Annotated in this window: 15 protein-coding genes; 13 read left to right on the plus strand and 2 right to left on the minus strand. The window is 60.0% G+C overall.

What is annotated here, in order from left to right:
* Window positions 1–154 precede the first annotated feature (154 nt).
* Window positions 155–958 carry an IclR family transcriptional regulator gene (locus QF043_RS05760; RefSeq protein ID WP_065929302.1) on the plus strand — a complete coding sequence of 268 codons (804 nt, stop codon included), beginning with the start codon at window positions 155–157 and terminating at the stop codon, window positions 956–958.
* Here the strand turns inward: QF043_RS05760 and QF043_RS05765 are convergent, their stop codons facing one another.
* Window positions 959–2,011, minus strand: coding sequence for an NAD(P)-dependent alcohol dehydrogenase (locus tag QF043_RS05765; RefSeq protein ID WP_307417785.1), 1,053 nt, complete (start codon window positions 2,009–2,011; stop codon window positions 959–961). It abuts the gene before it with no gap.
* 181 nt (window positions 2,012–2,192) lie between these two features.
* Here QF043_RS05765 and QF043_RS05770 point away from each other — a divergent pair, with 181 nt between their 5' ends.
* A complete protein-coding gene (locus QF043_RS05770; RefSeq protein WP_307417786.1) occupies window positions 2,193–3,086 on the plus strand; it encodes an AraC family transcriptional regulator in 894 nt (297 codons plus the stop codon).
* 191 nt (window positions 3,087–3,277) lie between these two features.
* On the opposite strand, the gene QF043_RS05775 is transcribed toward QF043_RS05770, so the two are convergent.
* A complete protein-coding gene (locus tag QF043_RS05775; protein ID WP_307417787.1) occupies window positions 3,278–4,942 on the minus strand; it encodes an electron transfer flavoprotein-ubiquinone oxidoreductase in 1,665 nt (554 codons plus the stop codon).
* Between the two features lie 507 nt (window positions 4,943–5,449).
* Here QF043_RS05775 and QF043_RS05780 point away from each other — a divergent pair.
* From QF043_RS05780 to QF043_RS05830, 11 genes are all read left to right on the plus strand, one after another.
* On the plus strand, window positions 5,450–6,199 hold the full coding sequence (locus QF043_RS05780) for an electron transfer flavoprotein subunit beta/FixA family protein (protein WP_307417788.1): 750 nt from the start codon (window positions 5,450–5,452) through the stop codon (window positions 6,197–6,199).
* 2 nt (window positions 6,200–6,201) lie between these two features.
* A complete protein-coding gene (locus QF043_RS05785) occupies window positions 6,202–7,131 on the plus strand; it encodes an electron transfer flavoprotein subunit alpha/FixB family protein (protein ID WP_056861617.1) in 930 nt (309 codons plus the stop codon).
* Window positions 7,132–7,213: 82 nt separating this feature from the next.
* On the plus strand, window positions 7,214–8,023 hold the full coding sequence (locus QF043_RS05790; RefSeq protein ID WP_307417789.1) for an ABC transporter substrate-binding protein: 810 nt from the start codon (window positions 7,214–7,216) through the stop codon (window positions 8,021–8,023).
* Between the two features lie 9 nt (window positions 8,024–8,032).
* Window positions 8,033–8,395, plus strand: coding sequence for a DUF4398 domain-containing protein (locus tag QF043_RS05795; RefSeq protein WP_017138337.1), 363 nt, complete (start codon window positions 8,033–8,035; stop codon window positions 8,393–8,395).
* Entirely contained in the window at window positions 8,392–9,207 is an 816-nt protein-coding gene (locus QF043_RS05800; protein WP_307417791.1) for an OmpA family protein, read from the plus strand. The genes QF043_RS05795 and QF043_RS05800 overlap by 4 nt, the downstream gene beginning before the upstream one ends.
* 255 nt (window positions 9,208–9,462) lie before the next feature.
* Entirely contained in the window at window positions 9,463–10,902 is a 1,440-nt protein-coding gene (locus QF043_RS05805) for a PLP-dependent aminotransferase family protein (RefSeq protein ID WP_017138335.1), read from the plus strand.
* Between the two features lie 115 nt (window positions 10,903–11,017).
* Window positions 11,018–11,509: a translation initiation factor 2 gene (locus tag QF043_RS05810; RefSeq protein ID WP_307417793.1), complete on the plus strand. Its 492-nt coding sequence runs from the start codon at window positions 11,018–11,020 to the stop codon at window positions 11,507–11,509.
* 161 nt (window positions 11,510–11,670) lie between these two features.
* The gene (locus QF043_RS05815) at window positions 11,671–11,925 is read left to right on the plus strand and encodes a YkgJ family cysteine cluster protein (protein ID WP_017138333.1); all 255 of its coding nucleotides are present in this window, start codon (window positions 11,671–11,673) and stop codon (window positions 11,923–11,925) included.
* A 40-nt stretch (window positions 11,926–11,965) separates the two neighbouring features.
* Window positions 11,966–12,571 carry an START domain-containing protein gene (locus QF043_RS05820; protein ID WP_307417794.1) on the plus strand — a complete coding sequence of 202 codons (606 nt, stop codon included), beginning with the start codon at window positions 11,966–11,968 and terminating at the stop codon, window positions 12,569–12,571.
* Window positions 12,572–12,674: 103 nt separating this feature from the next.
* Window positions 12,675–12,911 carry a hypothetical protein gene (locus QF043_RS05825; protein WP_026013791.1) on the plus strand — a complete coding sequence of 79 codons (237 nt, stop codon included), beginning with the start codon at window positions 12,675–12,677 and terminating at the stop codon, window positions 12,909–12,911.
* A 213-nt stretch (window positions 12,912–13,124) separates the two neighbouring features.
* On the plus strand, window positions 13,125–13,466 hold the full coding sequence (locus QF043_RS05830) for a ribonuclease E inhibitor RraB (RefSeq protein ID WP_003193463.1): 342 nt from the start codon (window positions 13,125–13,127) through the stop codon (window positions 13,464–13,466).
* Window positions 13,467–13,558: the final 92 nt, after the last annotated feature.

Below are 13,558 nucleotides of genomic sequence, written 5' to 3' on the forward strand. Positions count from 1 at the left end.
GGAGCTGGCTTGCCTGCGATAGCGGTGGGTCAGCTAATTATTTGTAGGCTGATGCACCGCTATCGCAGGCAAGCCAGCTCCCACAGTGGATCTCCTCTGTTCAGCAGGGCGGTATTTGCCATAATGCGCTCGCTTTCATACTTATAGGCCCGATATGCAGGAAAACGCCCACAACCCCGTCAAAGACGCCGCCCCCACCGGCACCCAGACCCTGCTGCGTGGCCTGGGCGTGGTGCAAGCGGTGGCGGCGGGTGCGCGCGACTTGAAAGAGATCGCCAAGCGCATCGGCACCACCCGCAGCACCACCCACCGCCTGGCCAGCTGCCTGGTGGAGGAGCGTTACCTGCGTGTGGTGCCGCAAGTGGGTTATCTGCTCGGGCCGAAGCTGATCGAACTGGGTTTTCAGGCCCGTGACGAACTGCCGCTGGTGACCCTGGCGGTGCCGTATCTGGATGAGCTGTCGGCATTGACCGGCGACACCATCCACTTGGCGATTCGTGAATACGACGACGTGCTCTACCTGCACAAGAACCCCGGCCGCTACGGCCCGGAAATGCGCTCGCGAGTCGGCCATCGCATGCCGTTGGCGCGCACCGGCGTGGGCAAGGCAATGTTGCTGGATGACTCTGTGCAGGAGTGGCAACGCCTGTATGAAGCCAGCCTGCCCGCCGAGGGCAAGAGCCAGCAATGGCCGTCGCACCCGGAGCAATCCTGGGCGCAGTTCGAGCAGCGCATGCGCGAATACGTGGTGGGCGGGTATGCGTTCGACCTGGAAGACAACGAACCGTCGATCCGTTGTGTGGCGGCACCGGTGCGCGATGCCAGCCGGCGAATCGTCGCCGGCATCAGCATCGCCAGTACCGTGCCCTACATGCCGCTGGAAAAGATGGCCGAGCTGATTCCTGTGATCAAACAGGTCGCAGCGCGGCTGTCAGCGGAGTTGGGCGCGAAGGCCTGATCAGGCCTTCAAGGTCGCCATGTCGATGACAAAGCGGTACTTCACATCACCGGCGATCATGCGGGTGTAAGCCTCGTTGATCTGGCGGATATCGAGCATCTCGATGTCGCAGGTGATGCCATGCTCGGCGCAGAAATCCAGCACTTCCTGGGTTTCGGCAATGCCACCGATCAAGGAGCCGGCCAGCACTTTACGGCCCAGCACCAGTTTGGCGGCGTTCACCGGCGGGTCGACCGGCTCGATCAAACCGACCAGGATATGCACGCCGTCAAAGCGCAGCACGTCGAGGTAGGGGTTCAGGTCGTGCTGCACCGGAATGGTGTCCAGCAGGAAGTCAAAGCTGCCAGCGGCGGCTTTCATCTGCTCGGCATCGGTGGACACGATCACGTGGTCGGCGCCTTGGCGACGGCCTTCTTCAGCCTTGCTCGCGGAGCGGGTGAACAGCGTCACTTGCGCGCCCATGGCCTTGGCGAACTTGATGCCCATGTGGCCCAGGCCGCCCATGCCCAGCACGCCGACTTTGTCGCCCGCCTTGACGCCGTAGTGCTTGAGCGGCGAGTAGGTGGTGATGCCTGCGCACAGGATCGGCGCGGCGCTGGCCAGGTCGAGCTTGGCCGGGATCTTCACCACAAAGTGTTCGCTGACCACGATGCTGTCGGAGTAGCCGCCCATGGTGTTGCTGCCATCTACCCGGTCCGGGGTGGCGTAGGTCATGGTCGGGCCTTCGAGGCAGTATTGCTCAAGGTCCGCATGGCAGGCGTCGCAGTGGCGGCACGAATCAACCATGCAGCCTACGCCCACCAGGTCGCCGACTTTGTGCGCGGTCACGCTGGCGCCGACGGCGGTGACTTTGCCGACGATCTCGTGGCCCGGCATCAGCGGGTACACGGCGATGCCCCATTCGTTGCGTGCCTGGTGGATGTCGGAGTGGCACACGCCGCAGTAGAGAATCTCGATGGCTACATCGTCGGCGCGCGGGCTGCGGCGTTCGAAAGACATAGGGGCGAGGGGAGTGGTGGCCGACTGGGCGGCATAACCGATGGCGGTGTACATGCAGAAACCTCGCAAAAGAATTGACTAGGGAGGTGGCGCATTTTCCGCACAGGGCCGGGATGCGGCTATGGCGATTGCTCCGAACCTCATGCCTATTCGTCCGGGAGTGCCCTGTGTTTGGATTCATGTGCGCTCAGACCTGCGATGATGCTCTTATCCCTTTTTAACGAAGTTTTTTGCCATGTTGTTGACCCGCCATCTCGATGCCAATGCCACGCTGGTTGCCTTGATTGAGGACCTCACGCCCTGCGACGGTTTCTCCCCGACGAACCTGCCCGGCGTGAAGGTATTGCGCGCCAGTTGCGACGTGGCACGCGGCCCGCAGATCTATGAGCCGAGCCTGATGTTTGTGGCCCAGGGCAGCAAAGTCGCCTATCTGGGCCCGCGCACACTGGAGTATGGCGCCGGGCATTACCTGATCCAGGCGATGCCGGTGCCGTTCGAATGCGAGACCTTTGCCATGGCGCCCGACGCGCCGCTGTACGGGGTCACCGTGGGGATTGATCGCGTGGTGCTGGGTGAATTGGTCATGGCCATGGGCATGCAGGCCGGGCCGCCGCCGACGGCGCAGACGTTGGAATCCATGAGTTCGGTGATGCTCGATGATGCAATGCGCGGCAGCGTCGAGCGGCTGCTGCAGTGCCTGCACGATCCGCTGGAAAGCCGGATCATGGGCCCGGCGCGGGTCCGGGAAGTGTTGTTTACCGCCTTGCGCGGGCCACAGGCGGACGTGCTGCGTGCCTTGGTGGAACAACAAGGGCAATTCTCACGTATTGCCACCTCGTTGCATCACCTGCATGCCCATTACGCCGAGCCGCTGAACATTGAGACATTGGCCGGGTATGCGCATATGAGTGCGTCGACCTTTCACGAGCATTTCAAGCGTTGCACGCTGTTGTCGCCGGTGCAGTATTTGAAGCGCTTGCGGCTGTTGAAGGCGCAGCAGTTGCTGCTGGTGGAGGGCTTGGGCGTGGCGCAGGCGGCGCACAACGTGGGGTACCAGAGTACGTCGCAGTTCAGTCGGGAATATAAGCGTTACTTCTTGCGTAACCCCGGTGAAGAGCGGGCGGCGTAGTTATTTCAGGCAACACACAATCTAAATGTGGGAGCGGGCTTGCTCGCGAATGCGGTGGTTCAGCCAAAATATCTGTGACTGATATACCGCATTCGCGAGCAAGCCCGCTCCCACATTTGACCGAGTCGATTGGTCTTTTCCTGCTCATAAAAAAGGCCCCGTGTGGGGGCCTCATTTTTCAAGCAACTGCCTTACATATTCGGGTAAGTCGGCCCACCCGCGCCTTCCGGCGTCACCCACGTGATGTTCTGCGAAGGGTCCTTGATGTCACAGGTCTTGCAGTGCACGCAGTTCTGGGCGTTGATCTGGAAGCGCTTCTCGCCGTCTTCCTTGGTGATCACTTCATACACGCCGGCCGGGCAGTAGCGCTGCGCCGGCTCATCGTAAAGCGGCAGGTTGGTGCCGATCGGGATGCTCGGGTCTTTTAGCTTCAAGTGGCACGGCTGCTCTTCTTCGTGGTTGGTACCGGAGATGAACACCGAGCTCAGCTTGTCGAAGCTCAGCTTGCCGTCGGGTTTGGGGTAGTCGATCTTCTTGCTGTCCTTGGCGAGCTTCAGGCAGGCGTAGTCCGGCTTGGTGTCGTGCAAGGTGAACGGCATTTTGCCGCCGAGGATGTTCTGGTCGAACCAGTTGAAGCCGGCGCCGATGATCGGGCCGAACTTGTGCATTGCCGGGCCGAAGTTGCGGCTGGCGAACAGCTCTTCATAGAGCCAGCTGGACTTGAAGCTGTCGACGTAAGCGGTCAGTTCGTCACCGCCTTCGGATTCGGCGAACAGACGGTCGGCCACGGCGTCGGCGGCGAGCATGCCGGACTTCATCGCGGTGTGGCTGCCTTTGATCTTGGCGAAGTTCAGGGTGCCCAGATCGCAACCGATCAGTGCGCCGCCCTTGAAGACCATCTTCGGCAGCGAGTTCAGGCCGCCTTTGCAGATGGCACGCGCGCCGTAGCTGATGCGCTTGCCGCCTTCCAGGTACTGGGCCAGCACCGGGTGGTGCTTGAGGCGCTGAAACTCATCGAACGGCGACAGGAAAGTGTTGCTGTAGGACAGGTCGACGATCAGGCCGACGACCACCTGGTTGTTTTCCAAGTGATAGAGGAACGAGCCGCCGGTGTTCTCGGCGCTCATGATGTCCAGCGGCCAACCCGCGGTGTGTACCACCAGGCCTGGCTGGTGCTTGGCTGGGTCAATTTCCCAGATTTCCTTGAGGCCGATGCCGTAGTGCTGGGCGTCGGCGTCGCTGTCCAGGTTGAAGCGCTGGATCAGTTGCTTGCCGATGTGGCCACGGCAACCTTCGGCGAACAGCGTGTATTTGCCACGCAGCTCCATGCCTGGGGTGTAGACGCCTTCTTTCGGTTGGCCTTCGCGGTCGACGCCGAGGTCACCGGTGATGATCCCGCGCACCACGCCGTTCTCGTCGAACAGCGCTTCCTGGGCGGCGAAGCCTGGGTAGACTTCCACGCCCAGGTTCTCGGCCTGCTGGGCCAGCCAGCGGCACAGGTTGCCCAGGGAGATGATGTAGTTGCCTTCGTTGTGCATGGTCTTGGGCACAAAGAAGTCAGGCACCTTGGTGGAGGCGTCGGGGCTGCGCAGTACATAGATGTCATCGCGCACTACCGGGGTATTGAGCGGGGCGCCGAGTGCTTTCCAGTCCGGGAACAGTTCGTTCAGGGCGCGTGGTTCAAACACGGCACCGGAGAGGATGTGGGCGCCGACTTCGGAGCCTTTCTCGACCACGCAGACGCTGATTTCTTTACCGGCTTCGGCGGCCTTCTGCTTCAGTCGGCAGGCGGCAGACAGGCCTGCCGGGCCAGCGCCGACGATGACCACGTCGAATTCCATGTATTCGCGTTCCACAGGCTATCTCCTACTCAAGGCTCAACAGGCTTTTTTTTCTAATGGGTGGAGGTTCGGTGTCGTCTTGCAACAACGGCAAGACCCACCTTTCTCTCTAGGTGGCGCATTATATCTACACCACTAGCAGCGTCCAATACAAACGTTTGTTTGAATTGCTTGCAGGCTAGGTAAATCAAAGCAACGCGGCTTATGACTGGCTATTTTGGCGTATTGACCAGAATAGGCGTTCCGGTCAATATACGGTCGGTTTTGCGCTTACCGTAGGCAGACAGCAGGTTTCAAGAGCACGTCCAAAAGCACGACAGGTGACGCGCGCCCAAGCGATGGCGCGCAGTTTACACGCTGCGATAAAGAATGACCTCTCAGTCACCCCTGACGAACGGTCATCATTTCCCGTGAGCAAGGTCATCCGCCGACGTTTTTGGAGGTGCCCTTGTGTGCCGATGAGCATCAACCGCCAGGTTCGCCTAGGCGACTTTCTTTTCACCGGAGAGTAACGAGGAATCCATGAAGGTTCTTGTAGCTGTCAAACGCGTTGTCGATTACAACGTGAAAGTTCGCGTCAAGGCGGACAATTCCGGCGTCGACCTTGCTAACGTCAAAATGTCGATGAACCCTTTCTGCGAAATCGCTGTGGAAGAAGCTGTACGCCTGAAAGAGAAAGGCGTGGCGACTGAAATCGTGGTGGTTTCCATCGGCCCGACCACTGCTCAAGAGCAGCTGCGTACCGCCCTGGCCCTGGGCGCCGACCGCGCCATCCTGGTTGAGTCGGCTGAAGAGCTGACTTCCCTGGCCGTTGCCAAGTTGCTCAAAGCCGTTGTCGACAAGGAACAGCCTCAGCTGCTGATCCTCGGCAAACAGGCCATCGACAGCGACAACAACCAGACTGGCCAGATGCTGGCTGCGCTGACCGGTTACGGCCAGGGCACCTTCGCTTCCAAAGTCGAAGTGAGCGGCGACAGCGTCGCTGTGACCCGTGAAATCGACGGCGGCGCACAGACCGTTTCGTTGAAACTGCCGGCCATCGTCACCACCGACCTGCGTTTGAACGAGCCGCGCTACGCGTCCCTGCCCAACATCATGAAAGCCAAGAAGAAGCCGCTTGAGTCGGTGACTCCAGAAGCTTTGGGCGTTTCCACCGCCTCTACCAACAAGACCGTCAAGGTTGAAGCACCGGCTGCACGCAGCGCGGGCATCAAGGTCAAGTCGGTGGCTGAATTGGTCGAGAAACTGAAAAACGAAGCGAAGGTGATCTGATCATGGCTATCCTCGTAATCGCCGAACACGACAACAAGGTGCTGGCTCCGGCTACCCTGAACACCGTGGCCGCTGCCGCCAAAATCGGTGGCGACATTCACGTGCTGGTCGCAGGTCAGGGCGCTGGCGCCGTGGCTGAAGCCGCTGCGAAAATCGCGGGCGTGAGCAAAGTCCTGAACGCTGACAATGCTGCTTACGCGCATCAGTTGCCGGAAAACGTTGCCCCGCTGGTTGCAGAGCTGGGCGCTGGCTACAGCCACATCCTGGCCGCCGCCACTTCCAACGGCAAAAACATCCTGCCACGCGTTGCTGCGCAGCTGGACGTTGACCAGATCTCCGAGATCATCTCGGTCGAAAGCGCTGACACCTTCAAGCGCCCGATCTACGCCGGTAACGCCATTGCCACCGTACAGTCCAACGCTTCGGTAAAAGTCATCACCGTGCGTGCCACCGGTTTCGATCCGGTTGCCGCTGAAGGTGGTTCGGCTGCCGTTGAAGCCGTCTCCGCTGCCCACGACGCTGGCACCTCCAGCTTTGTTGGCGAAGAGCTGGCCAAGTCGGATCGCCCTGAGCTGACCGCTGCCAAAATCGTCGTTTCCGGCGGTCGTGGCATGCAGAACGGTGACAACTTCAAGCACCTGTACGCCCTGGCCGACAAGCTGGGCGCTGCGGTCGGCGCTTCCCGCGCGGCCGTCGACGCAGGTTTCGTACCCAACGACATGCAGGTCGGCCAGACCGGCAAAATCGTTGCGCCACAGCTGTACATCGCCGTCGGTATCTCCGGCGCGATCCAGCACTTGGCCGGTATGAAAGACTCCAAAGTGATCGTTGCGATCAACAAGGACGAAGAAGCGCCAATCTTCCAGGTGGCTGATTACGGCCTGGTGGCAGACTTGTTCGAAGCCGTACCCGAGTTGGAGAAGCTGGTCTAATCCAGCCGCTTCACTTATAAAGAGCCCGGTCTTGTGACCGGGTTTTTTTTGCCCGGCTTTTTTGAATATCGGAGAAAGCGCCATGGATCTGCGTCGCGTATTGCTGGTTTTGTCGCTATTGCCCGGCCTTGCGTCAGCCGCCGGCAAGTGTGATCGCCTGGTGATCACCGGCAGCCCGGACGCGCCGCCGTTGCTGTGGCGCGACCCTCAAGACCCAACGCACCTGATCGGCGCCACTGCCGATGTACTGCAACAAGTCGGCAAGGACCTGGGCGTTAAAATCGACCTGCTCTACGGCGGCAAACGTTCGCTGGCCCTGGATGAAGTGCGCAGTGGGCGCATGGACATTCTCGCCGATGCGCCGCTGAACCTCGGCGAGCTGGAAACCCTCGATTACATCCACCCGGCGTTGGTGCAGATCGACTACCTGGTATGGACGCGCAAGGATTCGCCGCTGGTCTACACCCGCGCTGAAGACTTGCACGGGCATAAAGGCGCGGTCTCCGAGCGTGCGCGCTTGAGCGCTGGTTTCGACACCTTCGCCGGCCAGCAGCTGAGCCTGCAGCGTCTGCCCAGCTTGACTCCGGCGTTCCAGAAACTGCTGTTGGGTGAAGTCGACTACGTGCTGGCCGGGCGTTACTCGGGCATGGCCATGGCCCAGACGCTGGGCATGAGCAACGACCTGGTCGCCCGCGAAATACCCGTCGATCAGCCCGGCCTGTACCTGGCGATTTCCCACAACTCCGCCTGCAACGATCCGTGGCTGCGCGGACAGCTGGCGAAAAAGATGACAGAATTGCCCGCGTCCGGTGTCGCGCAAGCCGCCTTGCAGCGCAACCTCGAACGCTGGAAAGCGCAATTGCAGCAACCCGTCGGCACCCCAGCAAAGTAAGGATTTTCAGTGACTCTTCGACCTCTTTTCGCGGCCCTCGCCGTTGTCGCTCTGGCGGGATGTGCAGCTGATCCTGCGCCGAATGAACAAATACGCCTCACCCAGCAGGCCTTGGAACAGGCCAATGCCGTGGGTGCCAGCACCGATGAATCGCCTGAACTGAAACTGGCTGAAGACAAGTTCGCCAAAGCGCGGGCCGACATGGCCGACCAATCTTATAAGGATGCGCGCATGCAGGCCGAACAGGCCGAGCTGGACGCGCGTCTGGCTGAAGCGCGGGTATTGACGCGCAAAAGCCAGGAACAGTTGAACGTGCTCAACACCCGCATCGCCCGACTGCGCAAACAATTGCAGCTGGGAGAAGCCCAATGAGCCCGCTGATCCGTGGTTTGAGCTGTGCGTTGCTGCTGGCTAGCGCGGCGTTGGGCGGTTGCGCCAGCCATCCCAACAGCGAGCAAGCGCTGCAACAGGCCGGCAACGACTTCCAGAAGGTCAAGGAAGACGCGAATGTGCTGCGCTTTGCGCCCAAGGACGTGATTCGTGCCGGTGAGTCCCTGGCCCGCGCCGATCGCTTGTCCAGCTATTGGGGCAGCGGCCCCGACGTGGTGCATTACGCCTACCTGAGCCAGCGCTACAGTGAAATCGCCCGCGAACACACCGAGCAGGGGCTCAACGCCGAGCGCGGCATCAAGCTCGAACTGGAACGCCAGCGCCTGCAATTGGCCTTGCGTGAGAGCAAGTTGGCCAGCGTGCAGCAGCAAGGCAAGTGGCTCGAAGAGCAAATCGCCAGCCTCACCACCACCCAGACCAATCGCGGCCTGGTCATGACGTTGGGCGATGTGTTGTTCGACACCGGTGACGCCGAGCTGCAAAACTCGGCCAACCGCACCGTGCTCAAGATCGTGCAGTTCCTGCAGTTGAACCCCAAGCGCGTGGTGCGCATCGAGGGTTATACCGACAACACCGGCGGCGAGCAGGAAAACCTCAAGCTGTCCCGCGACCGTGCGCAATCGGTGGCTGATGTGCTGATGGACCTGGGCATTGATGAAAAACGCATCCAGGTCGAGGGCTACGGTGACCAGTACCCGGTAGAGGCCAACGCCTCAGAGCGCGGCCGCGCGCAGAACCGTCGGGTGGAAATTGTGTTCTCCGACGAGAAAGGCCAACTGGGCGCCGCTCGCTAATAACGCCTGACGCAGATCAAAATGTGGGAGCTGGCTTGCTCGCGAATGCGGCGAGTCAGTCAATGCATGTGCTGGCTGACCCACCGTATTCGCGAGCAAGCCCGCTCCCACATTTTTGCCCGACTTATACCCTGTAGTTTTCTCTATCACTGCCGCCCGCGCTCGACTATTGTGGCAACTGTCCCCGTACACTTCTAAACTGTGCCGGTATGTTTCACACAAAAATAAAATACCCGTGAAATCGAGTGCTGCGTCATGACCAATCTGTTGCTTTACCAACGTATCGCCCAGCAACTGGCTGAGGACATCCGGCGCGGTGTCTATCAACCCGGCGAGCGTGTGCCCTCGGTGCGCAAGATGAGTTCACAGCTCAACGTCAGCCACGCCACGGTGTTGCAGGCCTACGCCAACCTGGAAGACCAGGGGCTGATTCGTGCACGGCCGCAGTCGGGTTATTACGTGCACCAGACGCCTGCACTGACGGCGCCGACGCCGGATATCGCCCGGGTTGAGCGCCCTGGGTTGGTCACCCGCAGCAGCATTATCCAGCAGGTATTGGTCGAGTCGCGCCGCGAAGGGGTGTTCCCGCTGGGCGCGGCGGTGCCGAGTGTCGACTACTTGCCGGTGCGCGCGTTGCATCAGCAACTGGCCAAGGTCACGCGTTTCCAGAGCCCGCGGGCCTTCAGCTACATGTTCAGCCCCGGTTTCGAGCCGCTGCGCCGCCAGGTGGCGATTCGCATGCGTGATGCCGGCGTGGTGGTGGACCCGTCCGAAGTGGTGATCACCCACGGGTGTGTTGATGCGTTGCAGATGTCGTTGCGTGTGCTGACGCGTCCAGGCGACTTGATCGCCGCTGAGTCGCCGACCTATTACGGCTTGCTGCAACTGGCCGACCTGCTGGGCCTCAAGGTTATCGAGATCCCCAGCGACCCGGCGACGGGCATGAGCCTTGAGGCGCTGCAACTGGCGGCCAACCAATGGTCGATCAAAGCCTTGGTGCTGACCACGCGCCTGAGCAACCCGCTGGGCGCGACCATGCCCGAGGAGCGGCAGAAACAGTTGCTGCGCCTGGCTTCGGATTTCGATATCCAGATCGTCGAGGACGATATCTACGGCGAGCTGATGTTCGAGCTGGGTCGTACCAAGGCCCTTAAAGCCTATGACCGCCTGGACCGGGTGATCTACTGCTCGAGTTTCTCCAAGACCCTGTCGCCTGGCGTGCGCATCGGCTGGATGATTGCCGGCAAGTACCAGCAGGAAATCCAGCGGCTGCAGATGTTCAGCACCCACTCGGCGTGCAGCGTCACCCAGATGGGTGTGGCGGCGTACCTGGAAAACGGTGGCTACGACCGGCATCTGCGCTACATCCGCCAGGAATACCGCAAGAACCTCAGCGCATTCCAGCTGGCGGTGCAGCAGTATTTCCCCGAAGGCACGCAGATGACCCGCCCGACCGGTGGCTTTATCCTGTGGGTCAGTTTGCCGGGAAGGGTCAATACCCAGGAACTGCACGTGCGCGCACTGCAGCAGGGCATCAGCATCGCACCGGGCGTCATCTTCAGTAATACGGAACAGTTCAACCACTGTATTCGGCTTAACTGCGGCACGCCGTGGAACCGCGAGGCAGAGCGGGCGCTGATGACGTTGGGGATGTTGGCCAGCCAGCTGTGCCAGGAAACCGCGGCCGGTTTTTGAACCTGGGCTGAGGCGCGAAAAGGGGACACTTACATTGACTGGCTGATCACCAGGCTTGTCATGCCGCGCTCAACAAGCGAGCATATGGCCTTCTGCCGTTAATGCTGTAGGCAATATGACCTCTATTTTTCGCGCTGTTGTGGTGATTGTCCTGTTAAGCCTGTGTAACGTCGGCACCGTCCTGGCGGCAGCCCCCGTGACTCAAAGCAAGCCCACCGCCAGCACTGAGCAGAAGGCTCCCGCGAAGAAACCGGCGTCGGCTAAAAAAGCCCCGGCGGCCAAGAAAAAAACCGCCGTCGTGAAAAAACGTGCACCGATGGCGAGCAAATCCAAATCTGCCCACGAAGTGGCCCAGACCAAACTGCCACCGGCACAGTTGGACCTGTCCCTGCCAACCGAAATGGTCAGGCACTTGCAACCCATCGGCACCATGCCTAAACCCAAGAGCGTGCCGCTGTTGCCGCCGATGTTTGCGGAAAAACCTACCGACAACAGCGCGTTCCAGATCAATGGCCGCCTGCTCAGCAACCAGATGCAGTTGCAACTGCGTAACGAAGAGCGCCGCGACATCGAAGGCGCGGCGCTGGATTTCGAGTTCAAGCAATAAAATTGCGCGCTTAGGTGACGTACGCCTTCGACCATCTGTCGCAGACTGGTCGGTCACTTTTGTTTTGTGCGAAAAACCCCTGTTAGACCATTTTAAAACGGCTGTTTAAGGGCGTACTCTAGCCCGGCCATCCCTATTGAGTCGTCGAGGACCTGCTGGTCATGAAATGCCGTGAAGGCTGTGGCGCATGCTGCATTGCCCCCTCCATCAGTTCGCCATTACCGGGAATGCCCAATGGCAAACCGGCGGGAGAACGTTGCCTGCACCTGTCGGTCGAACAGCTATGCCAGCTGTTCGGGCAACCGGAGCGGCCGGCGGTGTGCAGTGATTTCAAGGCAGACCTTGAGGTGTGCGGCAACGATCAGGCCGATGCGATCCGTTTGATCGGCTGGTGGGAGCAGATGACGGCGGCTTGATGGGCTTTACTATCGGAACTTCAAAAATAAGGAATACACAATGGGTTCGCTGAAACGATTGGCTGTGGTGTGCGGTTTTACGGTGTTGTTTGCTGCCACTGCCCAGGCTGAAGATTGGCAAGTCGCCAAGGACGAAGACGGTATCAAAGTGTCCTTGAGCGAAGTCGCCGGCTCCAAGTACAAGGCTTATCGCGGCGTCACCGTGATCAAAGCCCCCATCGCCAAGATCCAGGCCCTGCAGGAAGACGTGACCGGCGCCTGCGCCTGGATTCACGAATGCAAATCGCAAAAACTGCTCAAGACCGAAGGTGACAAGAGCTGGACCTACACCCAGTTCAAGGCGCCGTTCCCGGTGACCGACCGCGACTCGATCCTGGAGATCACCACCTCCAAGGCCGCCGACGGCACCGTGACGCGCAAGCTGCTGGAAGTGCCGACCTACCAGCCCGAAGTCAAAGGTTACGTGCGTGTAGCCCAGGTAGACGGTTACTGGAAACTGGTGCCAAAAGGCGATAACCAGACCGAAGTCACCTATCAGGTGCACACCGAGCCAGGCGGCAGCGTGCCCTCGTGGCTGGCCAACAAGTTCGTGGTCGACGCACCGTTTAACACCTTGAAAGCCTTGAAAGAACACGCTGAAAAATAAGTGCGGTTGATCCGGTGCCTCAGGCCTTGAGTGGAACGTTTGCCGACCGCTCAAGGTCCAGATAGATGTGAGCCCACACAGGGGCTTTATCGAGGAGGCACCGATGCAAACGTGGCAGATTACCTTCGTAGATGATCACGGTGTAAAGACCGTGGAGCAGTTCGCCTGCGCGCAAAAGCCCAGCCTCGAAGACGCGGCGCACATGATCCGCAACAAGCTGGTGCCCGTGGCCGCCGAACTTGACCTCAATGACCTGGAGGGCCGCAAGCCCGAGCCTACGGTCAAGATCCTCAAAGATCAGAACAGCATCCAGATCCTCGACATCTCACCCGCCGCCTGAACATTTCCTGTAGGACCACGAAACCCCTCTGGTGGAGGTGATAGCTTCGCGCTACTCTGCAATTGAGATCAGCGAATGAATCGCTAAGGTCTGGTCTTGTCAGCTACATGCTTGTTTTCCCTCGGTGTTGTTATTGCCGTAGTACCCGCGTCAGTAGGGCGCGGGCTTCGGGAAGCACGGAAAGTCTATCCATCAGTTTGAGGAGGACGTTTCATGAGCACAGCCTATCAAGAAGACATCAGCACCAACGTACTGCGCCGGATGAAAGAAGGCGGGTTCGACTTCTCGCGTTTTCACCCCATCGAGTTCTACGCCATTTTCCCGGATGAGGAACGTGCGCGCAGGGCTGCGGGTCGCTTTCGCGGGGAATCCCTGAATGCCCAGGTCAGCGCGCGCGATGACGGCGCCTGGTACCTGGAACTGAGCAAAATCATGTTCGCAACCTACGACGGCATAGGAGACTTCGAGCAAGACTTTGAAGCGGTGGTGGAACCGCTGGGCGGCATCATCGAAGGATGGGGCGTCAAGCAGGAGGTGCGTGGGTTACCCATGTAGTGCAATTGTTATGAGTAAAGCAACGTATCGGCTGACCTTCGGGTCGGCCGATTTTGTGTGTGCTGTATGAAATCGCCTAACCCTGTACCTCA

The sequence above is a fragment of the Pseudomonas sp. W3I7 genome, assembly GCF_030816095.1.
Lineage (GTDB): Bacteria > Pseudomonadota > Gammaproteobacteria > Pseudomonadales > Pseudomonadaceae > Aquipseudomonas > Aquipseudomonas salomonii.